18 protein-coding genes are annotated in these 21,953 nt (G+C 71.8%); 3 read left to right on the plus strand and 15 right to left on the minus strand.

Annotated elements, in window-relative coordinates; genetic code table 11:
- Positions 1-91 precede the first annotated feature (91 nt).
- The 6 genes from OG896_RS09000 to OG896_RS09025 all read right to left on the minus strand — a co-directional run bounded on the left by OG896_RS09000 (position 92) and on the right by OG896_RS09025 (position 9,285).
- Positions 92-1,648 carry an RNA polymerase sigma factor gene (locus OG896_RS09000; RefSeq protein ID WP_329364001.1) on the minus strand — a complete coding sequence of 519 codons (1,557 nt, stop codon included), beginning with the start codon at positions 1,646-1,648 and terminating at the stop codon, positions 92-94.
- Positions 1,649-1,912: 264 nt separating this feature from the next.
- A complete protein-coding gene (locus OG896_RS09005; protein WP_329364003.1) occupies positions 1,913-2,875 on the minus strand; it encodes a FadR/GntR family transcriptional regulator in 963 nt (320 codons plus the stop codon).
- Between the two features lie 51 nt (positions 2,876-2,926).
- Entirely contained in the window at positions 2,927-4,699 is a 1,773-nt protein-coding gene (locus tag OG896_RS09010; RefSeq protein WP_329364005.1) for an ATP-binding cassette domain-containing protein, read from the minus strand.
- A gap of 51 nt (positions 4,700-4,750) precedes the next feature.
- Positions 4,751-5,485, minus strand: coding sequence for an NUDIX hydrolase (locus OG896_RS09015; protein ID WP_328470254.1), 735 nt, complete (start codon positions 5,483-5,485; stop codon positions 4,751-4,753).
- Between the two features lie 201 nt (positions 5,486-5,686).
- Positions 5,687-6,880: a DUF4192 domain-containing protein gene (locus tag OG896_RS09020; RefSeq protein WP_329364008.1), complete on the minus strand. Its 1,194-nt coding sequence runs from the start codon at positions 6,878-6,880 to the stop codon at positions 5,687-5,689.
- A gap of 245 nt (positions 6,881-7,125) precedes the next feature.
- The gene (locus OG896_RS09025) at positions 7,126-9,285 is read right to left on the minus strand and encodes a RecQ family ATP-dependent DNA helicase (protein WP_329364010.1); all 2,160 of its coding nucleotides are present in this window, start codon (positions 9,283-9,285) and stop codon (positions 7,126-7,128) included.
- A gap of 342 nt (positions 9,286-9,627) precedes the next feature.
- On the opposite strand from OG896_RS09025, the gene OG896_RS09030 reads away from it, so the two are divergent.
- Positions 9,628-10,224: a hypothetical protein gene (locus OG896_RS09030; protein ID WP_329364011.1), complete on the plus strand. Its 597-nt coding sequence runs from the start codon at positions 9,628-9,630 to the stop codon at positions 10,222-10,224.
- 156 nt (positions 10,225-10,380) lie between these two features.
- Here the strand turns inward: OG896_RS09030 and OG896_RS09035 are convergent, their stop codons facing one another.
- From OG896_RS09035 to OG896_RS09050, 4 genes are all read right to left on the minus strand, one after another.
- Entirely contained in the window at positions 10,381-11,037 is a 657-nt protein-coding gene (locus OG896_RS09035) for a hypothetical protein (protein WP_329364013.1), read from the minus strand.
- A 54-nt stretch (positions 11,038-11,091) separates the two neighbouring features.
- On the minus strand, positions 11,092-11,778 hold the full coding sequence (locus tag OG896_RS09040; RefSeq protein ID WP_329364015.1) for a ribonuclease HII: 687 nt from the start codon (positions 11,776-11,778) through the stop codon (positions 11,092-11,094).
- A 116-nt stretch (positions 11,779-11,894) separates the two neighbouring features.
- Entirely contained in the window at positions 11,895-12,839 is a 945-nt protein-coding gene (locus tag OG896_RS09045) for an ADP-ribosylglycohydrolase family protein (RefSeq protein WP_329364017.1), read from the minus strand.
- Positions 12,840-12,985: 146 nt separating this feature from the next.
- Positions 12,986-13,810: a TetR family transcriptional regulator gene (locus tag OG896_RS09050; protein WP_329364019.1), complete on the minus strand. Its 825-nt coding sequence runs from the start codon at positions 13,808-13,810 to the stop codon at positions 12,986-12,988.
- Between the two features lie 420 nt (positions 13,811-14,230).
- Between OG896_RS09050 and OG896_RS09055 the strand changes: the two genes are divergently transcribed.
- Positions 14,231-14,395 (plus strand): hypothetical protein, encoded by a 165-nt coding sequence (locus OG896_RS09055; protein ID WP_329364020.1) that lies wholly within the window; start codon positions 14,231-14,233, stop codon positions 14,393-14,395.
- A gap of 94 nt (positions 14,396-14,489) precedes the next feature.
- Here OG896_RS09055 and OG896_RS09060 read toward each other — a convergent pair whose 3' ends face one another.
- The 5 genes from OG896_RS09060 to nrdR all read right to left on the minus strand — a co-directional run bounded on the left by OG896_RS09060 (position 14,490) and on the right by nrdR (position 20,465).
- Positions 14,490-15,152, minus strand: coding sequence for a histidine phosphatase family protein (locus OG896_RS09060; RefSeq protein WP_329364022.1), 663 nt, complete (start codon positions 15,150-15,152; stop codon positions 14,490-14,492).
- Between the two features lie 107 nt (positions 15,153-15,259).
- Positions 15,260-15,865, minus strand: a complete 606-nt coding sequence (locus OG896_RS09065) for a YdbC family protein (RefSeq protein WP_328470238.1) — start codon at positions 15,863-15,865, stop codon at positions 15,260-15,262.
- A 61-nt stretch (positions 15,866-15,926) separates the two neighbouring features.
- Positions 15,927-16,697, minus strand: coding sequence for an MBL fold metallo-hydrolase (locus tag OG896_RS09070; RefSeq protein WP_329364023.1), 771 nt, complete (start codon positions 16,695-16,697; stop codon positions 15,927-15,929).
- A gap of 254 nt (positions 16,698-16,951) precedes the next feature.
- Positions 16,952-19,837, minus strand: coding sequence for a vitamin B12-dependent ribonucleotide reductase (locus OG896_RS09075; protein ID WP_329364024.1), 2,886 nt, complete (start codon positions 19,835-19,837; stop codon positions 16,952-16,954).
- Between the two features lie 118 nt (positions 19,838-19,955).
- On the minus strand, positions 19,956-20,465 hold the full coding sequence (gene nrdR / locus OG896_RS09080; RefSeq protein WP_328470232.1) for a transcriptional regulator NrdR: 510 nt from the start codon (positions 20,463-20,465) through the stop codon (positions 19,956-19,958).
- A gap of 575 nt (positions 20,466-21,040) precedes the next feature.
- Between nrdR and lexA the strand changes: the two genes are divergently transcribed.
- Positions 21,041-21,820, plus strand: coding sequence for a transcriptional repressor LexA (lexA, locus tag OG896_RS09085; RefSeq protein WP_328470230.1), 780 nt, complete (start codon positions 21,041-21,043; stop codon positions 21,818-21,820).
- Positions 21,821-21,953 lie beyond the last annotated feature (133 nt).

Genomic DNA, 21,953 nt, shown 5'->3' on the forward strand with positions numbered 1-21,953 from the left:
ACAGGTCAGGAGGCCGCATCCGCAGAGGCAACCGTCCCAGGGCCGCCCCAGGCGCCGCTTCAGCGCCGGGGGCAGGCCGGGTCGGGGGGCGTCAGTCCAGGTAGTCCCGCAGGACCTGGGACCGCGACGGGTGGCGCAGCTTGGACATCGTCTTCGACTCGATCTGGCGGATGCGCTCGCGCGTCACTCCGTAGACCTTGCCGATCTCGTCCAGCGTCTTGGGCTGCCCGTCGGTGAGGCCGAAGCGCATGGAGACCACGCCCGCCTCGCGCTCCGACAGGGTGTCCAGGACCGAGTGGAGCTGCTCCTGGAGGAGGGTGAAGCTCACCGCGTCGGCGGGCACGACCGCCTCGGAGTCCTCGATCAGGTCACCGAACTCACTGTCGCCGTCCTCGCCGAGCGGGGTGTGCAGCGAGATGGGCTCACGGCCGTACTTCTGGACCTCGATGACCTTCTCGGGGGTCATGTCGAGTTCCTTGGCCAGTTCCTCCGGGGTGGGCTCGCGGCCCAGGTCCTGGAGCATCTGGCGCTGGACGCGGGCCAGCTTGTTGATGACCTCGACCATGTGCACCGGGATACGGATGGTGCGGGCCTGGTCGGCCATGGCACGGGTGATCGCCTGACGAATCCACCAGGTCGCGTAGGTGGAGAACTTGAAGCCCTTGGTGTAGTCGAACTTCTCGACCGCACGGATCAGGCCGAGGTTGCCCTCCTGGATCAGGTCGAGGAAGAGCATGCCGCGGCCGGTGTAGCGCTTGGCCAGCGAGACCACGAGGCGGAGGTTGGCCTCCAGCAGGTGGTTCTTCGCCCAGCGACCGTCCTCGGCGATGATCTCCAGCTCGCGCTTGAGCTTGGGCGCGAGCTTGTCGGCCGCCGCGAGCTTGTCCTCGGCGAACAGACCGGCCTCGATCCGCTTGGCGAGCTCGACCTCCTGCTCGGCGTTGAGCAGCGGGACCTTGCCGATCTGCTTCAGGTAGTCCTTGACCGGGTCGGCGGTGGCGCCGGCGACGGCGACCTGCTGGGCAGGCGCGTCGTCCTCGTCGTCGTCGGAGAGCACGAAGCTCTCGGACTCCGGCTTCTCGGCATCCTCTTCGCCGCCCTTGCCGGGCGCGGCGTCCTCGATCGACTCGTCCGTCTCGGCGTCGTCGCCCGAGGACTTCTTCGTCGTCGCCTTCTTCGCCGGGGCCTTCTTGGCAGCCGTCTTCTTGGCCGCGGTCTTCTTCGCGGGCGCCTTCTTGGCTGGGTTCTCCGCCTCCACCGATGGCTCCACCGTGGTCTCGGCCTCGGTCACCGCCTCCGGGGCGGGGGCCTTGGGCGCTACGGTCTTCTTGGCTGGGGCCGCCGTCTTGGTGGCGACCGTCTTGGTGGCAGTACGTTTCGCCGGGCTCTTGGCTGCGACGCTCTTACGGGTGCGCTTGGGCGCCTCTGCGGCGGTCACCATCAGCGTCACACCCTCCTCGTCGAGGACCTGGTTGAGGCTGCGCAGAACGTTCTTCCACTGGGTTGCCGGAATCTGGTCCGCTTCGAACGCCCGACGCACATCGTCGCCGGCGATCTGGCCCTGGGCCTTACCCTGCTCGATGAGCGCCATCAGAGACTCGGATTCGGCGATCTCGGACGGGAGCGTACGGGATGTGCTGGCCGACACGAACAACCTCTCGGAACGATGGGAACGACTGAGTGGTACCGCACAGCGACTCGGCATCAGTCCTGACGCCGAATATTCGGTTGAACATTGCGTGTGCGGCGGCCACCTCTTAAGTCATCGCACTGCCTCGCCAAGCGTTACGCCAAGCTTACGTGGCCCGAGTCACACCCCATAACGTACTGATACATACCAGAACCGGGCATCTCGCACACATGGGGCCGCCGCCGACCCCCGGATCGGGGTCCGCGGCGGCTCCCGGGGCGATCAGTTCTTCTCGCGGGGCGCCGGGACCACGTGGTCGGCGGCGGGCGCCGCTGCCGGCTCGGTCGGCGCGGCCAGCAGCTGGCGCATGGCCGCCTCGGCGGTGCCGCCGTCACCTTCGGCCAGCGCCTCCACGATCCGGTGGTGCAGGCCGACCGAGGTGTCCCCCGGACGCTCGCAGCCGGTGGCCAGGCCGCCGGAGACGTGCAGGGCGGCCGACACGATGCCGGACAGGTGCTCCAGCATCCGGTTGCCCGCGACCTGGAGCACCAGGGTGTGGAACTCGGCGTCCGCCCGGCTGAAGGTGAGCGAGTCGCCCTGGGCGCTGGCGTGGGCCATGATCTCGGCCATGTCCGCCAGCCGCTGCTGGACGTCCTCGCGGCCGTGGCCGGCCGCCAGCCGGGCGGCGACCGGCTCGATGGTCGCGCGCAGTTCGAGCAGTTCGCGGCGCTGGTCGTCGCGCTGCGGACCGAAGGCGCGCCACTCGATGATGTCGGGGTCGAGCAGGTTCCAGTCGCTGACCGGGCGGACCCGGGTGCCGACGTTCGGCCGGGCGCTGACGAGGCCCTTGGCCTCGAGCACGCGCAGGGACTCGCGCACCACGGTGCGGGAGACCTCGAAGCGCTGGCCGATCTCCTCGGGGACCAGCGGGCGATCGGCGCCCAGGTCGCCCGAGACGATCATCTGACCGAGCTGCTGGACGAGTTGGCCGTGCAGACCACGGCCGCGGCTGCCTCCGGCGCGGCGGCCGACCCGGCTCATGTCAGGCTCCACGCCTTCCCAGGCGTGGAGCCCGGGGCGTTCGGTGCCGGGGGCATCGGTGTACGGATAGCGATCGAGCTCGCCCGAACCGGCGATACCGGAGTCGGCGGAACGGGCCGCGGTCATCATGGAATGCGCAAGGGTACTCACGCATCCTTTGTCGGCGATGCCGAACCCGGCCTTGAGGGCTTTGCTGAAAAGCACACGAAAGGGTGAGCACTCATCACCTGATAATTGACGTTTTTTCTGGAGGATTCACCCATCCTCGCCAGGGAGCGGCGCACTTGCTCCGGTGGACACGGCAGTTGACCGCCGCTCCTGCCGCCGCCCGCGCAACGCGCTTGCCGTGAAAGCGCCGACCAGCACGGTGAGTGACAACGCCAGCCCCAGGAAAAGGGGTTGGCCGACGAAGCGCAGCGCGCCGCTCACGCCCCCGCCACCCTGGGACACGCCGCTCACCACCGACCACAACGCCTCGCCGGCGTCACCGAGTTCCCTTGCCTGCGGCCCACCGAGCAGCGCACGCACGGCTGGTACGGCGAGCAGCGGCACCGCGAGCACCGCGGACACTCCTAGCGCGGTGGTGCGGAAGACCGCCGCCGCCAGCACCCCGGCCCAGCAGCACCCGACCGCGAGCGCGGCGCAGCCGGCCAGCGCGGCGGGGTGGGCGAGCGGGTCCGGTGCATGACCGCGGGGGACGAGCAGCCTGAGGGTGGCGACGTCGACGGCGGTGGCCGCCGCGGCGAGCAGCAACGCCGTCACCGCACCGACCACGAGTTTGGCGCCGAGCAGGCGGGGGCTGCGGGGCTCGGGGCCATGGCCTGGCCCGAGTGCCGGGTAGCGGAACTCCTGGCCGTAGCTGAGCGCGCCGAGCAGTCCGGCCCCGATCGCCGCCGCGGGCAGCGGTAGTTCAGGCGCCCAGCCCGACAGCATGTGCAGGGCCGAGCTGTGCGCCACTCCGGTCCGGGCGATCAGCACCGCGCCGAGCGCCGAGCACAGCAGCGCGCCGAACACCGCGGGCCAGGGCGTGCGCACGCCGAAGGCGCGACGAGCCTCGTACCCGATCGGGCGGACCGGGCCAGGACGGCGCCCGATGCGTCGCGACCGCCGGGCCTCGGTCCGCTGCCGCGGCACGGCCGCCTCCTCCGGATCGGCCTCGGCCCGGTCCCGGTCGAGCCGGTCGGCACTGGTGTCGGCCAACTCGTGCAGCAGGATGCCGTGCCGGTAGGCGGTCTCCCCCACCACCGCGGACGTCGTGCCGTACACCGCGATACGGCTGCCGCTCGCGGCGACCACCTCGGCGCCGTCGTCGCTGAGCAGTTCGGCCAGCCGTTGGGCGTAGGGCGACCGCACCGCCACGTAAGGACGCAGCCGGCTGCGCGCGAACTGCGCCGCGGCCTCATCGGCCACCAGCCGGCCGCCGTCCAGCGCGAGCACGCGGTCGGACGTACGGGCCAGCGCGCCGGCGTCCCGGCCGGCGAGCAGGACGGCGCCGCCTTCCGCCGCGTGCCGGCGCACCAGTTCATGGACCCAGGCGGCCTCGCGCGGCAGCAGACCGTGGGCGGGGTCGTCCAGGATCAGGGCGCGCGGACGGGTGAGCAGCGCGACGGCGAAGCCCAGCCGGCGGTCCATGCCGAGCGAGTGCGTGTCGAGCCGCTCGCGCGCCACCGCGTCCAGGCCGACCGCCTCAAGGACCTCGTCGGCGCGCGCGAGCGGCAGTCCATAGGCGGAGCAGAGCATGCGCAGGTGGCCGCGGGCACTGCGGCGGGGGTGCCCGGGGACGTCGCCGAGCACGGCACCGATCTCGTGGGCGGGACGGGCCAGTTCGTGCAGCGGGCGACCGTCGACGAGGGTGGCGCCGCGGCCCGGCTGCACCCCCAGCAGCAGGCGCAGCGCGGTGGACTTGCCCGAGCCGGCCGGTCCGAGCAGGCCGGTCACCTCGCCCTCCCGCACCTCGAAGGTCAGGTCGGCGACGGCAGGCGGGGTGTTGCGACGGGACAAGCTGGTCAGTCCGATGGCCTGGATCACTCCAACACCATAGCGCTGAAATACCCAACAAAACGGACAAAAGCCCCGAAATTACACCTCCGGTCGGAGCATCGGCGGATTGAGCAGCGCCGCACCCCCGGCCCTGAACAACTGTGCCGGGCGCCCGCCCTGACGGGTCGTCGTGCCTCCGGTCGGCACGAGGAAGCCGACCGTCCCGGTCACCTTGCGATGGAAGTTGCGCGGGTCGAGCGCCACCCCCCACACCGCTTCGTACACCCGCCGCAGCTCCCCGACGGTGAACTCGGGTGGGCAGAAGGCCGTGGCCAGCGAGGAGTACTCGATCTTCGACCGGGCCCGTTCGACCCCGTCGGCGAGGATGCGCCCGTGGTCGAAGGCGAGCGGGGCCGCGTCGCCCGGGTGGTCCTGACCGTTCTCCGCCAGCAGCGTGCCGACCGGTGCCCACCGGGCACTGCGCGCGTCGCCGCCGGCGCGAGGCGCCGGCAGGTCCGGCGCGAGCACGAGGTGCGCCACGCTGACCACCCTCATCCTCGGATCGCGCTGCGGATCGCCATAGGTGGCGAGCTGTTCCAGATGGGCGCCGTTCTGGGCGCGCAGCCCCGTCTCCTCGGCCAACTCGCGGGCCGCCGCCTGCGAGAGGTCCTCGTCGTCGCGGACGAAACCACCAGGCAGCGCCCACCGGCCCTGGAACGGAGGCTCGCCCCTGCGCACCGAGAGCGCACACAGCGCGTGATGTCGCACCGTGAGCACCACCAGGTCGACGGTGACGGCGAAGGGCGGGAAGGCCGACGGGTCGTAGGGCGACATGACGCGATCTTAGTCGTCTCCCTGACGATAAACAGCCCGATCGACTCTCTTGACGATCAGGTGGCGTCAATTCCCAGCCACCGCCCCTGGCGTCCCACATTCCCCGACCGCCACACGCACCACCCCGCGGAAGCCCTCGTGCGCGCCCCTCGGCGTCCACCCGTCCCGTGCGCCGGAGCGGTACGCGGGTCATGAGGGCGGTCACCGGCGGGTCCGGGCACGGCGGTCCCTCGGCGCGCGAGGGTCGGGGCCTCGGCCCGCAGCGCCGGTCGGCCCGCGGCGGGTGGCTGCCCTGCCGAGCACACGCTTGCGCCGTTCCTGGCGCAGGGTGCGCCGCAGCAGCTCAGGGTCCAAGCCCTCGTTGACGGAGGTGTGCAACAGCCGGGCGAACGTGTAGTTCGGATCGAGGTCGAGCGCCATCCGCAGGGCGACGCGGGCCTCGGCCTCGTCCCCCGTCGACCATGCGACCCAACCGGTGAGGGTGAGCGGCGCGACCGCGTGCTCCTGATACGGACCGACGCAGCGGCGAGCCAGCGCCCGCCACAACCGGACGGCCGCGTCCGCCTGCCCGGGCTCCGCCCACTCCGCGGCGCGGTCGCGGGCGGCCTTGTCCTGGAGGCCGAGGATCACGGTGGCCGCCTCGTCGTCGGCCAGCAGAGCGTCGTCCTGCTCGTCGGACCTGACCGCGTCATCGAGCCGCGGCACGGCCCGGAGCCGCTCCAGCGCCGCGCGGGCCAGCCCGAGTGTGCGGCGACGCGTCTCCTCGACGCGGTTGTCGGCCAGCATCCGCGGCAGCACCTCGGCGCAGGCGATGTCCAGCGCGATCTCCCGCTGGTGGTCGCGGACCGCCGCCGGCCTGAGCCGGGCCTCGATGTCCCGCAGCGAGCCGGGAGTCGGAAGCCCCGCGTATGCGGCAGTGGCGGCCATGGCGGTGCTGCCCGGCGGCGGAAGAGCGGTGCCCTCGGCCGGTGACGGTGCGCGGTGCGGCAGGCAGTAGGACCACCAGCGCCCGGCCGACACGCACAGCGCCTCCACCACCGGCACGTCCAACTCCCCGCAGGCGACCCGCAGTCGCTGGGCGAGGGGCCGCAGCCGCTCCATCACGTCCGACGGCCGCTCGCCCTCGGACGGGTCCTGGCAGAGGAAGACCACGACCGCGTCGGGGTGTCCGCCGCGGCGGGTGCTGTTTCGCACCAGGCACTCGGCGAGATGGCCGGCGCTGACCGACCAGTCCGCCGGATTCTCCGGCAGGCTCACCCGCAGCCTCCCGCCGAAGCGGCCGTGCTCCCCGTGCAGTGCCACGAGGACCAGGCTGTCCGTCGGTTGGAAGCCGAGCAGATAGGGCAGCGCGTCCGCGAGTTCGCCCGGGCCGCGCAGCGTGACCTTGACCTCCATCGGCCCATCCGATGACTGTCCGTGCTGAATTTCGTCGCTCTGTGTCATGACTCGACGATGACGCATGGAACGGCTCTCCCGCGGGAGATCACCCGTTCGGCTGTGGACAACGCAGGCGGGACCCGACGCACCCACGACCGGACACGTACCAGGCCCAACGCCCGGCCCTCAGGGCTCGACCCCCAGCACTCATCCCGAACGCCCGGCACCCGGCACCAGCCCCAGCCCCAGCCCCAGCCCCCAGGTCATCCTGCCGCAGCGAGGACCAACGGAAGCACCTCACCGCTGCCCGCCTGGCGCAGCAAGCGCGCAGCGACCGCGAGGGTCCACCCGGAGTCGGTGGAGTCGTCCACCAGCAGAACGGCCCCCGGAGCGCTCGCCAGGGCAGCGGCCAGCTCCTCGGAGACGGTGAACGCGCCGGACAGCGCCCGCAACCGCTGGGCGGAGTTGCTGCGACGTGCCGCGTGCGCCCCGCTCGCCCCGGTGTACGTCAGGCTGCCCAGGAAGGGGAGGCGGCCGACGTTCGCGATCCCCTCGGCAAGGGAGCCGACCAGTTGCGGGCGGGCCAGCGACGGGACAGCGACGACCCCGACCGGCCGGGCGGAAGCGTCCGGGGCGTCCGTCGCCCAGCCGCCGGGAGAGCGGGCCCAGTCGGCGAGGACGGCCACGGCGGCCCGCAGGACCTCGTCGGGCACGGGTCCGTCGGGCGCGTCCTCGGCCAGCAACGGCCGCAGCCGGTTGCCCCAGCCGATGTCCGACAGCCTGCCCAGCGCGCGCCCGGCCGAGCACTGCTCCTTGGCCGGAATGCGCCCCTTGAGGTCGATGCCGAGCGCGGCCATCCCCGTCGGCCACATCCGGCGGGGTTCGATCTCCACCCCGGGACGGTCCAGTTCCTTCGCCGCCCCCGTCAACGCCCCGGCCGAGACCGAGGAATCGACCCACGCCCCCGCGCAGTTGTCGCAACGGCCGCAAGGGACCGCCCCTTCGTCGTCCAGCTGCCGGCGCAGGAACTCCATCCGGCACCGGGGCGTGCTCACGTAGTCGCGCATGGCCTGCTGCTCGGCCGAACGCTGCCGGGCAACCCACGCGTAGCGCTCCTCGTCGTACGCCCACTCCGCGCCCGTCGCCGCCCAGCCGCCCTTCACCCGCTTGACCGCGCCGTCGACGTCCAGCACCTTCAGCATCGTCTCCAGCCGGCCGCGCCGGAGGTCCACCGCGGCTTCCAGGGCCGGCACGGACAGCGGACGCCCCGCCTCGGCGAGGGCCGCGAGGGTCTGCCGGACCTGCGCCTCCGGCGGGAAGGCGGTGTCGGCGAAGTAGCGCCAGATGGCTTCGTCCTCCCTGCCTGGCAGCAGCAGCACGTCGGCGTGCGCCACCCCGCGCCCCGCACGGCCCACCTGCTGGTAGTAGGCGATCGGCGAGGAGGGCGAGCCGAGGTGGACCACGAAACCCAGGTCGGGTTTGTCGTAGCCCATGCCCAGCGCCGACGTCGCGACCAGGGCCTTGACCCGGTTCTCCTGCAGGTCGACCTCGGCCTGCAAGCGTTCGGCGTTCTCCGTCTTCCCGGTGTACGACGCCACCTCGAAGCCCCGCTGCCGCAGGAACGCGGTGGCCTCCTCGGCCGCGGCCACGGTGAGCGTGTAGATGATTCCCGAGCCCGGCAGTTCGTCCAGGTGCTCGGCGAGCCAGGCCAGCCGGTGCGCGGCGTCCGGCAGCCGGACGACGCCCAGCCGCAGGCTCTCGCGTTCGAGCGTGCCCCGGAGCACCAGCGCCTCACCGCCTCCGGTGCCCAACTGCTCGGCCACGTCCGCGGTCACGCGCGCGTTGGCGGTCGCGGTGGTCGCCAGTACCGGCACGCCCGCCGGCAGCTCGGCGAGCATGGCCCGCAACCGGCGGTAGTCGGGGCGGAAGTCGTGGCCCCAGTCGGAGATGCAGTGCGCCTCGTCGACCACCAGCAGACCGGTCGTGGCCGCGAGCTTGGGCAGCACCTGATCACGGAAGTCGACCGAATTCAGCCGCTCGGGACTCACCAGGAGGACGTCCGTCTCCCCGCGCTCGACCTCTGCGTAGATCGTCTCCCACTCCTCCGGGTTGGCCGAGTTGATGGTCCGCGCCTGGATGCCGGCGCGCGCGGCCGCCTCGACCTGGTTGCGCATCAGCGCCAGCAGCGGCGAGATGATCACCGTGGGGCCGGACCCGCGCTGGCGCAGCAGCGCCGTGGCGACGAAGTACACCGCCGACTTGCCCCAGCCGGTGCGCTGCACCACCAGCGCACGCCGGCGCTCCTCCACCAGCGCCGCCACCGCCTGCCACTGGTCCTCCCGCAGCCGCGCCGAACCCTCCGGGCCGCCCACCAGCTCGGCAAGGATCGCATCGGCTTCCGCACGCAGCTCCTGGTTGCTCATGTCCCCATGCAACCCCACAACACCGACAACGTCCCAATCCCACGCCCCGGCGACGCGCTCCGGCCCCGACCGACCCGCCGGGGCCCGACAGCGGGAGATCGCCGCCGCGCACCGGGGCCGCCGCCGCGTTCGCGCTGGTCCCGGCGGGTGTCGGACCGGGTCGATCGGCCGGATGGGATCTATCCGGCGGACACTGCCATACCGGTCGTTGCCACCAATTGCCCGTTGCCGCATGGCAGTACGAGAGGAAGAATTGGCGGTGGATTCCCGATCGGCTCTCCGAGCCCCTTGACCGGCGTGCGCCCGCGCCCGGTCTACGGGTGCATCCGTGAAGGGAGGACCGTGACCATCGGGTTCGTTCCTGAGACCTCGTCCGCCGGTTCCCCCCGGGTGTCGCGCAGCGTCGAGCCGGCCGAGTGGGCCGGCAGCGGAGTGCCGATGCTGGCCAGCCCGCGCGACGTCATCAAGGACCTGCACGCCAGGCATCTGCCCACGCCGGCGACCGCCGTGGTCGCGGTCTACGACCCGGACGGACGGATCAGGGCCAGTGCCTCGTTCACCGGTCGCGGCGGAGTCCTGGACGGCTGGGAACGCCGCAACGCCCTGCTCTCCCATCTGCGCCGGGTCATCCCCCACGACCTGCGGCTGCGCCACCCGGTGCGGGTCGCGGTCCTCATGGTCTGCCGGGACGGCGGTCCGGAGTGGACCGCGGAGGACGGCGCCTGGATGTGGGGCCTGCGCGACGCCTGCACGCTGCACGGGCTGCGCTGCGGGTCCTACGTCACCCTCACCGACGACGGGTGGAACGTCATCGGCGAGAGCCGCGCCGGCCGTACGCCCAACGCCCGCTCGGCGACTGCGCTGCGAACGAACCCGCCGGCGCACGCCCCGCTTCCGAACGGGTCGCCGCTGGCCGGGCGCCAGGCCGCCGTGCGCTGACCGCCCGGCCGGGCGAACGCCTTCGCGGCACAAGCCCGGGTGACCGCCTTCGCGGCAAGCCCGCGCGGTCACCGGCGGCCGCGTCGCGACAGCGCGGCGGCCAGGCCCGGCGGCCGGATGTCCGGCCGCCGTGCCGCGAACCGCCCAGGCCCTCGGTCAGGCGGTGGCGCCGAGCAACCCGTTGGTCCGGGCCGGGTCGCCGCACACGATCAGCAGCACACCGGCGCGGGCCAGCGCCTCCGCCAGCGCGCGCGACATCCCCTCGTCGTCACCGCCGTTGAGCGCGACGACCACGACCGGGCGGCCGGTGGCACGGGTGGCGCGGATGTCGGCGTAGAACACGTCGTCGGCCGCGTCGTGCTGGGCCCAGTAGGACGCCTCGCCGAAGGACAGCTCGTGGGCGGCCCAGGGATGCTGCTCGCCGGCGGTCAGCACCAGGATCTCGCCGGGGGCACGGCCGGTGTCCAGCAGCAGGTCAACCGTTTCGTCGGCCGCGTCGATCGCGCCTGCCTCCGGAGCGGGGATGAGCTGGATCTGGGCGGACGTGCCGTCGGTGGAACGCTGCGCGGGCACGGCGGCGGGCGGCGCGGCCGGAGCCGCTGGTCCGGCCTTGCCCGCGGGCCGGTTGGGACCGGGACGGCCGGGACCGACGCCCGCGGCGGCTGCTTCCCTCGACGGCGCGGGGCGCGGTGCCGCAGGTCGCGGCGGGCCGGGGACTGGACGGGGGGTCGACGCATTCCGGCCGGCGGCCGGAGCAGTGCGGGGACCCGGGACGCTCTCGTGAATCTGAGGCTCCTCGGGGGTGAGAGGCATGAGTTGATGTCTATCAAACGAGCTGTGAATGCGCAGCGGGGGGTGGCTCCCCAATCAGAAATCGAAACCGAGTTGTTCCCCTGTGTCTGCGTCGTCCCGCACCTTCTTGAGGTGCTGCCACCGCGGCATCGCGTCCAGATACGACCAGGACAGCCGGTGCTGCGCGGTCGGACCGAGCTCCTCGAGTGCCGCACGGTGCACGGGTGACGGATACCCGGCGTTGTCCCCGAAGGCGAACGGGGCGTATTCCGCGCCGAGTTCGGCCATCGCGGCATCGCGCCGCACCTTGGCGATCACGGACGCGGCGGCCACCGCGACACATGACTGGTCGCCCTTGATGACCGTCCGCACCTGCCAGGGTCCGCCCAGGTAGTTGTGCTTGCCGTCCAGGATGACCGCGTCCGGCCGCTCGGGCAGCGCCTCCAGGGCGCGTCCCGCCGCCAGCCGCAGGGCCGCCGTCATGCCGAGGCTGTCGATCTCCTCGGGCGAGGCGTGGCCGAGCGCGTAGGACGTCACCCAGTCGGCGAGGAGAGCGGCCATTTTGGTCCGCCGCTTGGGAGTGATCAGTTTGGAGTCGGTCAGGCCCTCCGGCGGGCGGCGCAGTCCGGTGACCGCCGCGCACACCGTGACCGGCCCGGCCCACGCGCCACGCCCCACCTCGTCCACACCAGCGACGGTGCGTACGCCGAGGGTGGCGCGCATCGAACGCTCGACGGTGTGGGTGGGCGGTACGTACGGCATGACGCACTCAGCCTACCTCTCGGCAACGGCCCGCCTGTAGAGGGGTGATCGGCGGCACCGGGCGGCACCAACGGACGGCACGTGCCCGCCGGTTGGAGACAGCACGCGCGTCGCGATCAGGCCACTGCGGCCCACTCCGGCAGCGGTTCGGTCCGCCGTGTCCAGGTGGCGGGCGGTTCGCCGCCGGGGCGGGCGGCGATGATGCCGCCGACGATCGCGCAGTTGGTGTCCACGTCGCCGCCGGCCCGCGCGGTGGTCCAGAACGCCCGCTCGTAGTCGTCCAGGTGGCGTGCGGCGGCCCACAGGGTGAAGGGCACCGTGTCGTGGGCGCTGGTGCGGCGGCCGCAGCCGAGCACCGCTGCGACGGTCGCCACGTCGGCGTAGTCCAGCATGTCGCGGGCCCGTCGGATGCCGGCGTGCACGGCGCTGCGCGGCACCAGGTCCAGCACCGTGCCCAGGAGCGCGTCCGGGTCGGGCCCCGCGGGGTCGGCGGCGAGCGCGGCAGCGGCGGCGACCGCCATCGCGCCGGCCACGGCCTCCCGGTGCTGGTGGGTGGTGTAGGCGGAGATCTCGGCCTGGTGGGTGGCCTGCTCGGGGTCGCCCGCGTACCAGGCGCCCAGCGGCGCGATCCGCATCGCCGCCCCGTTGCCCCACGAGCCCTGCCCGTTGAACAGCCCGGCGGCGAGTTCGCGCCAGTCGGCGCCCTCCTGGCGGACCAGCCGCAGCATCCGGTTCACGGCGGGACCGTAGCCGCGGTCGAAGTCATGGTGCTCCGCGAAGGACCACGCGAGCGCGTCCTGATCGATCCGGCCGTGCGACGCGAGCACCGCCAGGACCGAACATGCCATCTCCGTGTCGTCCGTCCACGCCCACGGGCCCGGCGGCAGCTCGCCGCTCTGGAGGGCGGGGTAGTTGGCCGGCACGAAGAACTGCGACCCGAGTGCGTCGCCGACCGCCAGCCCGCGCAGGCTGGCCGTGGCACGCGCCAGGCGGCCGGAGTCAGGGGTCGGGGCGGCGGCGGAATCGGCCCGGCCGGGACCAGGGGCAGGCTCGGGAATCATGGCGTCGGAACCTTCGCTTTCATCTGACGCATCGTACTGACCGCCCGGCCCGGCGCCAGGGGAACGTACGGGTCGGCGCCCGTCGGCGGACGTACGGCGGGCGGGCGGCGGGCAGGGCCGCGGCTCGTGGCGGCGCGGCACGCGACCTAAGCAGGGCCGTCGGCAGGCTCCGTACGGGGCTGCTCGTCGGTCGGCCGCGGGTCGATCGGGCGCGGGTCGATCGGGCGCGGGTCTGCCGTCCGCGGGTCTGTCGTCCGCGCGTCGGGAGTCCGCGGGAATCCGGCCAGCCCGGCGTCGAGGAGCCGGGCGGCGCGGCGAACGTCGGCGGTGACCGCCGCCCTGATCGACTCGGGCGTGAGGGTGGCGTCCATGTGCGTACGCAGCGCGCGATGCTGGACCTGCCACAGGCCGAGGAGGGCGGTCGCGGCGATCCACGGCTCCGGGTCGTCCCGACCGGCGCCGGCGCGTGCTGCCAGCGTCCGGGCGGCCGCGGCGATCAACTGGTCGGTCATGTCCCGCTGATGGGCACGCAGTGCCGGCGTGGCCCGGATCAGGGCGCCGAACCGCCCCATCGCGGCGACGGCCCCCGCCGGGTCGTCCTGCGTGTCCAACCAGGCCGTCATGGCGCCGAGTTCGTCGGCCAGGATGCGCAGCATCGCTTCGACCACCGGGACGCCCGGGTCGGCCAGGCCGGTGCGCAGCGCGGCCATCGTGGCATCCGGCAGGTCCAGGACCAGCGACTCCTTGGTCGGGAAGTAGTTGAAGACCGTCTTCTCGGACACTCCGCACGCATCGGCGATCTCCGAGACGCGCACCGCGTCGAAGCCCCGCTCGACGAACATCTCGGTCGCCACATCCGAGAGCCGCTGCCGCATCAACCGCTTCTTGCGCTCGCGCAGACCCTCGGTACCGGCGGCATCCACCTGCCGCGACGCGCGCAGCGCCGCCCAGTCCACCGTTCGCGCACTCATGACGGCAGGATAGTCCGGCGTCCAGAATTTTTCTGTTACTGTATTTTTCTAGTCACAGTAAATATGCTCCACCGCTCGCCCCGCTTTCCGGGTGCCGGGGCGGAAGGGAAGTCGAGAGGAGCCCCGTGAACGTCGTCGCGTTCGTCAGCATTTTCTTCGCCGGCCTGCTGGCCGGAGCCGAGTACGCGGTCCGCTGCGGGGTGCGGCGGCCGCTCGCCGTGCTGGCCGACCAGCAGCACATCGAGCTCCGGCAGGCGCTCATCCGGAGCCTGCGCATCGCGGTTCCCGCCGTCTACGTCCCGACGCTCGCGACCGCCATGGCCGCCACCGTGGGGAACGCCGGAGGCCGCGGCTTCGGCTTCCAGTGCGCGGGAATGGCCGCCCTCCTCCTCTGGACGGTGACCACCTTCTGCCGGAACCGTGCCGATCAACGCGGGTGTCCTCGCATGGAGCGCCGGCGCACCGCCGCACGGCTGGCAGGCGGTGATCCGCCGGTGGGAGCGGCTGGACACCGTACGGACCTGGGCGGCTGCCGCGGCGTTCGCGTGCTTCCTGGGCGGAGCGGCGCGGCTGGCCTCCGGGTGAGGTCGCGGCGAACGGGGACGGGGCGCGGTCACGGCACCAGGCATGCGCGCGGGAGAGGTCGGCCGGGTTCGGCCGTGCGGCACCGAACCCGCGCTCACTGCAACCCGCCGCCAGGCGGGCCGGGGGTCCCCCACCGCTCGAACGGCCGGTCCAGGATGTAGCGGCCGGAGGGCTGCAGCAGCAGCATGCGGGTCTCGGCGTTGGACGGGTTGGACAGCGTCTCGAACTCCTCGACCGTCCAGTGGAACCAGCGCATGCAGAACAGCCGCATCGTCAGCCCGTGCGTGACCAGCAGCACGTTCGGAGGGAAGTCCGGCTTGTCGAAGGCGCGGTAGAGGGTCTCCAGGAACGCGCCCACCCGGTCGTGGACGTCGGCGCCGCTCTCCCCCATCGCGAACCGGTAGAAGAAGTGGCCATAGGCGTCTCGGGCCTTGCGCTGGCGCTGGATGTCCTCCTGGTCCTGCCAGTTGCCCCAGTCCTGCTCCCGCAGCCGGGGCTCCTCACGCGCCGTGGCCAGCGCCGGGTCCAGGCCCAACTCCTCGTAGGTGTGCCAGGTCCGCCGGTACGGGGAGACGAAAGCCTGCACCCGCTCCCCACCGAACACCGCGCGCAGCCGGGCGCCCGCCGTCGCGGCCTGCCTTCGGCCGTCGGCGGTCAACTCCAGGGCATGGTCGGGCACCCTTTCGTAGATGCTGTCGTCCTCATTGCCCTGGGACTCGCCGTGCCGGATGAGCACGATGCGGTGAGGGCGTCCCATACCGGCCAGCCTATTGCGCTCGCCACCACGACGCCTTTCCGCCACCGAGCCGCGCCGACCGGATGCCCGGACGCCGTGGCCGGTGCCGACCGGATCGGCGTCCCCGCTCAGACCGTCCATGCCTGCACCACGTCCACCACGTCGCCGGCCACGGAGAGCACATCGGCGTCCAGCCCGGCACGCTCGGACAGCCGCTCCACGGCCCCTTCCCGGTACTTGCCGTGCTCCGTGGCGGAGTCCCACATCGACAGCACCAGGAAGTCGTCCGTCTCGCCCCGGCCGAAGGCCCCGCGCAGCATCCCGGGCGACCCGGCCATGGCCGGGTTCCACACCCGCTCCTGCATCTGCGTGAAGTGGTCGACGCGCTCCGGCCGCACCTTGCACAGCGCGACTCTGAGCAGATCGGTGTCGGCGAAGAGTGGCTCGAAACCGACCTTCACATCCAGCCGGTGCTCGAACAGCCGCACCGCGAGCATTTCGTACGTGCCCTGCTGCGCGGCGGCGACGCCGTCGTGCGGACCGGCCATGAAGGCGTCGTACGAGCGCCGGTCGTCCCAGAAGCCGAACAGGTGCGCGACTCCCGGCTGGGCTCGGCTCCACCCTCCGCCCTGGCCGAGGAACCCCGGCTGCTGGCGCAGCGCCACCCATCGGCGCTGTCCCCGGTCGAACCCCGGTCGATCGACGACCCCGCAGCGCATCCACTTGACCAACACCGCGCCATCGTAGTGGCGTCGGGCACCTCACCCGATCCATTCCGGCACCGCGAGGGAGCGCTCACAGCGCGACGGAGGCGCCCGGTCCCAACCGGTGCAGGCGGTCCGCGAGACCCGCTGCGGCGAACTCCGCCTCGACGCTGGCGCCGTCCTGTGTGAAGTGCGCCCACTGCTCGAAGTGCAGCGGCACCACCTGCCGGGCGTCCAGGATCGCGGCCGCCTCCGCCGCCTGCGCGCTCGTGAGGGTGAGCGTGCCGTCCGGCACCAGCGCGGTGCGGGCCGCCCCGGCGAAGAGCAGGGCCACGTCGAAGGGACCGAAGCGGTCGGCGATGGCCCGCACCACGTCGAGCGAAGCGTTGTCCCCGCTGATGTAGACCGTCGGCAAGCCGCTGCCCGACAGGACGAAACCGGTGACCTCACCGACCAGCTTCTCGCTGCCGTCCGGTCCGTGCTGCGCCGGCACGCCGGTGACCCGCAGCACGCCTCCGTCCGGGCGCGGCAGGTCGATGTGCTCCCAGTTGCCCAGGGCGCGCACCGGGCCGATCACCCGGTCGTGCGCGGATCGCGTGCTCAGCACCAGCGGGACCTCGGCCAGCAGCGCCCGCCCTGCCCGGTCGAGGTTGTCCGGATGCTGGTCGTGCGACAGCAGCACCGCGTCGAGCGGCCCGATCTCGGCCGGTGCCACGCCCGGACCCGCCGTCTTCACCAGCGCCCGCGCGCCGATCGGGTACTCCCCCGGCTCGTCGAATGTCGGGTCGGTGAGCAGGCGCAGCCCTCCGACCTCCACGACCGCCGTGGGCCCGCCGACGTAACGAATGTCCACACCTGACATGGTCTTCCCCCTTGCACGTGCGCGGCTCCCGCGGGCACGAATCGATCTTCGTCCGGAATCAATCGCCCTTCCTCCGGAGCTATTCCCCTCGCCCCCTTGACGCGCGAAACACCGCCTCCCCGATGTTCACCCGAACGTCGCAACCGGCACGCGCCTGCCAGGGCCGGGGAAGAACGCGACCGGCCGGGCAGCACCGCGTCACGCGGCGCCACCCGGCCGGTCAGCCACCCGGTCTCAACCGGGAATCAGCGTGCTCAGCTGCAGCCGCTGGTCGAACCGCAGCCCTCGCAGAGGTAGCAGCTCCCGGCGCGCCGCATCTTCGTGCCGCAGGAGAAGCACAGCGGGGCGTCGGCATTCAGGCCGAGCTGGATCTCCAGCAGTTCGGTGGAGTTGTGGGCCTCCTTGGGCGCCGGGACCGCGGCCGCCGGCTTGGCCGCCGACAGCGGCTTGGCGACCTCCACGTGGCGCGGCGCGGACTGGGCCAGGCCCTCGACGTCGACGTCGTCCTCACCGGCCTCGTAGGAACCGGTGTCGAGGTGCCGCTGGCGCTCCTCGGCGGAGTGGATGCCCAGCGCGGAGCGGGTCTCGAACGGCAGGAAGTCCAGTGCCAGGCGGCGGAAGATGTAGTCCACGATGGACTGCGCCATCCGCACGTCCGGGTCGTCGGTGAGGCCGGCCGGCTCGAAGCGCATGTTGGTGAACTTCGAGACGTAGGTCTCCAGCGGGACTCCGTACTGCATGCCGACGGAGACGGCGATCGAGAAGGCGTCCATCATGCCCGCGAGGGTCGAGCCCTGCTTGGACATCTTCAGGAAGACCTCGCCGAGGCCGTCGTCCGGGTAGGAGTTGGCCGTCATGTAGCCCTCGGCGCCACCGACGGTGAAGGAGGTGGTGATCCCCGGGCGGCCCTTGGGCAGACGCTTGCGGACAGGGCGGTACTCGACGACCTTCTCGACCTGGACGGGAGCCTGCGCCTCCGCGGCGGTGTCGACCTTGGTGTCCTGCTTCTTCTTCGCCGACAGCGGCTGGCCGACCTTGCAGTTGTCGCGGTAGATCGCGAGGGCCTTCAGGCCGAGCTTCCAGCCCTCGTAGTAGACCTCCTCGACCTCCTCGACGGTCGCGGACTCCGGCAGGTTGACCGTCTTGGAGATGGCGCCCGACAGGAACGGCTGGGCCGCGGCCATCATCCGGACGTGGCCCATGGCGGAGATCGCCCGGTCGCCCATGGCGCAGTCGAAGACCTCGTAGTGCTCGGTCTTCAGGCCGGGCGCGTCGATCACATTGCCGTGCTCGGCGATGTGGGCGACGATCGCCTCGACCTGCTCCTCCTGGTAGCCGAGGCGCTTGAGTGCCACGGGGACCGTGTTGTTCACGATCTGCATCGAGCCGCCGCCGACCAGCTTCTTGAACTTGACCAGCGCCAGGTCGGGCTCCACGCCCGTGGTGTCGCAGTCCATCATCAGGCCGATGGTGCCGGTGGGGGCGAGCACCGAAGCCTGGGCGTTGCGGAAACCGTTCTTCTCGCCGAGTCGGATGACGTCCTGCCACGACTCGGTGGCCGCCGCCCACACCGGGGTGTCGAGGTCGTCCACCCGCTTGGCCGTCGCATTGGCGTCGGAGTGCTGCTTCATGACGCGGTTGTGCGCGTCCGCGTTGCGCGCGTAGCCGTCGTACGCGCCGACCACCGCGGCCAGTTCGGCCGACCGCTTGTAGGACGTGCCGGTCATCAGGGAGGTGATGGCGCCGGCCAGCGAGCGGCCGCCGTCCGAGTCGTACGCGTGGCCGGTCGCCATCAGCAGCGCGCCCAGGTTCGCGTAGCCGATGCCCAGCTGGCGGAAGGCGCGGGTGGTCTCGCCGATCTTCTCGGTCGGGAAGTCCGCGAAGCAGATGGAGATGTCCATCGCGGTGATGACCAGCTCGACGACCTTGGCGAAGCGCGCCGCGTCGAAGGTCTGGTGCCCCTCGTCGTCGTGGCGCAGGAACTTCATCAGGTTGAGCGAGGCGAGGTTGCAGCTGGAGTTGTCCAGGTGCATGTACTCGCTGCACGGGTTGGACGCGGTGATGCGGCCGCTCTCCGGCGACGTGTGCCAGTGGTTGATGGTGTCGTCGTACTGGATGCCGGGGTCGGCACAGGCCCAGGCCGCCTCGGCCATCTTGCGGAACAGCGACTTGGCGTCGACCTGCTCGATGACCTCGCCGGTCATCCGGGCACGCAGCCCGAACTGCCGGCCGCCCTCGACGGCCTTCATGAACTCGTCGTTGACCCGGACGGAGTTGTTCGCGTTCTGGTACTGGACGGACGTGATGTCGTCCCCGCCCAGGTCCATGTCGAAGCCCGCGTCGCGCAGCGCGCGGATCTTCTGCTCTTCCTTGACCTTGGTCTCGATGAACGCCTCGACATCGGGGTGGTCGACGTCCAGGACCACCATCTTGGCGGCGCGGCGGGTGGCGCCGCCCGACTTGATGGTGCCCGCGGACGCGTCGGCGCCACGCATGAAGGAGACCGGGCCCGAGGCGTTGCCGCCGGAGGAGAGCAGTTCCTTGGAGGAGCGGATGCGGGAGAGGTTCAGGCCGGCGCCCGAGCCGCCCTTGAAGATCATCCCCTCTTCCTTGTACCAGTCGAGGATCGAGTCCATGGAGTCGTCGACCGACAGGATGAAGCAGGCGGAGACCTGCTGCGGCTGGGCGGTGCCGACGTTGAACCACACCGGCGAGTTGAAGCTGAACACCTGGTGCAGCAGGGCGTACGTCAGTTCGTGCTCGAAGATCTCGGCATCCGCGGGGCCCGCGAAGTAGCCGTGCTTCTCGCCCGCCTTGCGGTACGTGAGCACGACCCGGTCGATGAGCTGCTTGAGGCTCTTCTCGCGCTTGGGGCTGCCGACCGCACCACGGAAGTACTTGCTCGTGACGATGTTGGTCGCGTTCACCGACCAGAAGTCAGGGAACTCCACACCGCGCTGCTCGAAGTTGATCGACCCGTCGCGCCAGTTCGTCATGACGACGTCACGGTGCTCCCAGACCACCTCGTCGTACGGGTGCACGCCGGGGGTGGTGTGGATGCGCTCGATACGCAGGCCCTTGTTCACCTTCGACCCCTTGGTGCGTGAACCGCGTGCCGGGCCGCTCGTCGTCTCGGTCATTCCGCCTCCCAATACGGGCAAACGCCCTGATGTGCGCGGTTCTTCCCGCAGCACGATGTGTTGTCTGACGCCTCGGCGCGCTAGGGCGCGCGTCGGCAAATCCGTGTCCCGACGCCGGTCAGTCGGTGCCCGCGGACGCGGGGACCCCGAGGTCCTCGTCAAGCCCGCCGGGAGTCATGGGTGGGAGCTGCTCGCGCAGCTCCGTGATGGCCCGCTCGAAGTCGTCGAGCGAGTCGAAGGCCCGGTAGACGCTCGCGAAGCGCAGGTAGGCGACGAGGTCGAGTTCCTGGAGCGGACCGAGTATGGCCAGTCCCACGTCATGGGTGGACAGCTCGGCGCTGCCGGTGGCGCGGACGGCCTCCTCGACCCGCTGCCCGAGCAGCGCGAGGGCGTCCTCGGTGACCGGCCGGCCCTGGCACGCCTTGCGCACGCCTGCGATCACCTTGTTGCGGCTGAAGGGCTCGGTGACGCCGCTGCGCTTGATCACCATCAGCGAGGCCGACTCGACGGTCGTGAAGCGCCGCCCGCAGTCGGGGCACTGGCGCCTGCGACGGATCGCGGCACCGTCGTCGGTGGTCCGGCTGTCGACGACGCGGCTGTCGGGGTGTCTGCAGAAGGGGCAGTGCACGGTCTTCCCACTCCCTCCCTCACCCACGGTGAGCGCACGACGAACATGCTTCCGCGAGGTCCTGCCAGAACCCCGGAAGCAGCCTCAAGCATAGGCGATCGCTGCGGCTTTGAAGCCACTGGGCCCGCTTGGAAACCACAACTTGTGGTGGCCGGGCCCTATCCAACCACTAGATCTGGTGCCCGCGCATCAGGGGGTGCGATCCGCGTGTCGTGGCCGCGCGACGGCCACGGAGGGCGTTCGCGACATGCCGGAGCGTATGGGAGCGGGCCCGCGGGGCGCACTCCGCGAGCCGGTGCGACACTGAGCCGACCGAAATGCGCGCACCCCGTCCGCGCTCTCCGCGGGCGCCCTGGGCGGCGCCTCGACCGCCACGCCGGAGGCAATGCGGGAATCGAACTTCCATTCGATCAATACACCCGGTACCTTGATCACGTCAGCGGATTTTCGCTAATTCACTCGAACGTGTGTTTGGCGCAACCTTTCGAAACCCACTACCGTTGTACTAACTGCCCGCACGCGGAGGCGGGCCGACCGCAGTCCATGCGGTGGAGAACAACTCGAAAGGGGCCGCCGTGACCACCACCGCAGAGAGCGCCACCGGCACATTGCCCGAGCATGACCGCTCCCCGGACGGAATCGGCCCGTTGGACGTGACGAACGAAGACAGCACCCCGAAGCCGGCGCGCGCCCTCCCCGGACGGCCCCCGGGAATTCGCGCCGACAGCTCGGGGCTGACCGAGCGCCAGCGCCGCGTCATCGAGGTCATCAGGGACTCGGTGCAGCGCCGCGGATATCCGCCGTCCATGCGCGAGATCGGCCAGGCCGTCGGCCTGTCCAGCACCTCGTCGGTCGCCCACCAGCTCATGGCGCTGGAGCGGAAGGGGTTCCTGCGCCGCGACCCGCACCGCCCGCGCGCGTACGAGGTCCGCGCGTCGGACGCTGGCCACCCGCAGCCCACCGACACCACCGGCAAGCCCTCGGCCTCGTACGTGCCGCTGGTCGGCCGGATCGCGGCCGGCGGTCCCATCCTGGCCGAGGAGTCCGTCGAGGACGTCTTCCCCCTGCCGCGCCAGCTCGTCGGTGACGGCGAGCTGTTCGTGCTCAAGGTGGTCGGCGACTCGATGATCGAGGCGGCCATCTGCGACGGCGACTGGGTGACCGTACGGCGCCAACCGGTCGCCGAGAACGGCGACATCGTCGCGGCGATGCTGGACGGCGAGGCGACCGTGAAGCGCTTCAAGCGGGACAACGGCCACGTGTGGCTGCTGCCGCACAACGCGGCGTACCAGCCGATCCCCGGTGACGAGGCCACGATCCTCGGCAAGGTCGTGGCAGTCCTGCGCCGGATCTGACCCGGCGCTCGGCGATTGTCGGAGCCGGGCTCGACCCGGCTGGACAGGGCCCGGCAGGCCGCTGTGGGCGGGCTGCCGGGCCCTTCGCCGTATCTGTGTATCCGGAAGGGCCACCGCGAGCGCCACGGGCCGC

The organism is Streptomyces sp. NBC_00669, from assembly GCF_036226785.1.
Classification (GTDB): domain Bacteria; phylum Actinomycetota; class Actinomycetes; order Streptomycetales; family Streptomycetaceae; genus Actinacidiphila.

Bases quoted from the DNA above. Each gene is read 5' to 3' on its own strand.
- OG896_RS09015 (WP_328470254.1), bottom strand. From the start codon at position 5,485: ATGTCGCCCTACGACCCGTCGGCCTTCCCGCCCTTCGCCGTCACCGTC.
- OG896_RS09020 (WP_329364008.1), bottom strand. From the start codon at position 6,880: ATGGAGGTCAAGGTCACGCTGCGCGGCCCGGGCGAACTCGCGGACGCG.
- OG896_RS09025 (WP_329364010.1), bottom strand. From the start codon at position 9,285: ATGAGCAACCAGGAGCTGCGTGCGGAAGCCGATGCGATCCTTGCCGAG.
- OG896_RS09035 (WP_329364013.1), bottom strand. From the start codon at position 11,037: ATGCCTCTCACCCCCGAGGAGCCTCAGATTCACGAGAGCGTCCCGGGT.
- OG896_RS09040 (WP_329364015.1), bottom strand. From the start codon at position 11,778: ATGCCGTACGTACCGCCCACCCACACCGTCGAGCGTTCGATGCGCGCC.
- OG896_RS09045 (WP_329364017.1), bottom strand. From the start codon at position 12,839: ATGATTCCCGAGCCTGCCCCTGGTCCCGGCCGGGCCGATTCCGCCGCC.
- OG896_RS09050 (WP_329364019.1), bottom strand. From the start codon at position 13,810: ATGAGTGCGCGAACGGTGGACTGGGCGGCGCTGCGCGCGTCGCGGCAG.
- OG896_RS09060 (WP_329364022.1), bottom strand. From the start codon at position 15,152: ATGGGACGCCCTCACCGCATCGTGCTCATCCGGCACGGCGAGTCCCAG.
- OG896_RS09070 (WP_329364023.1), bottom strand. From the start codon at position 16,697: ATGTCAGGTGTGGACATTCGTTACGTCGGCGGGCCCACGGCGGTCGTG.
- OG896_RS09075 (WP_329364024.1), bottom strand. From the start codon at position 19,837: ATGACCGAGACGACGAGCGGCCCGGCACGCGGTTCACGCACCAAGGGG.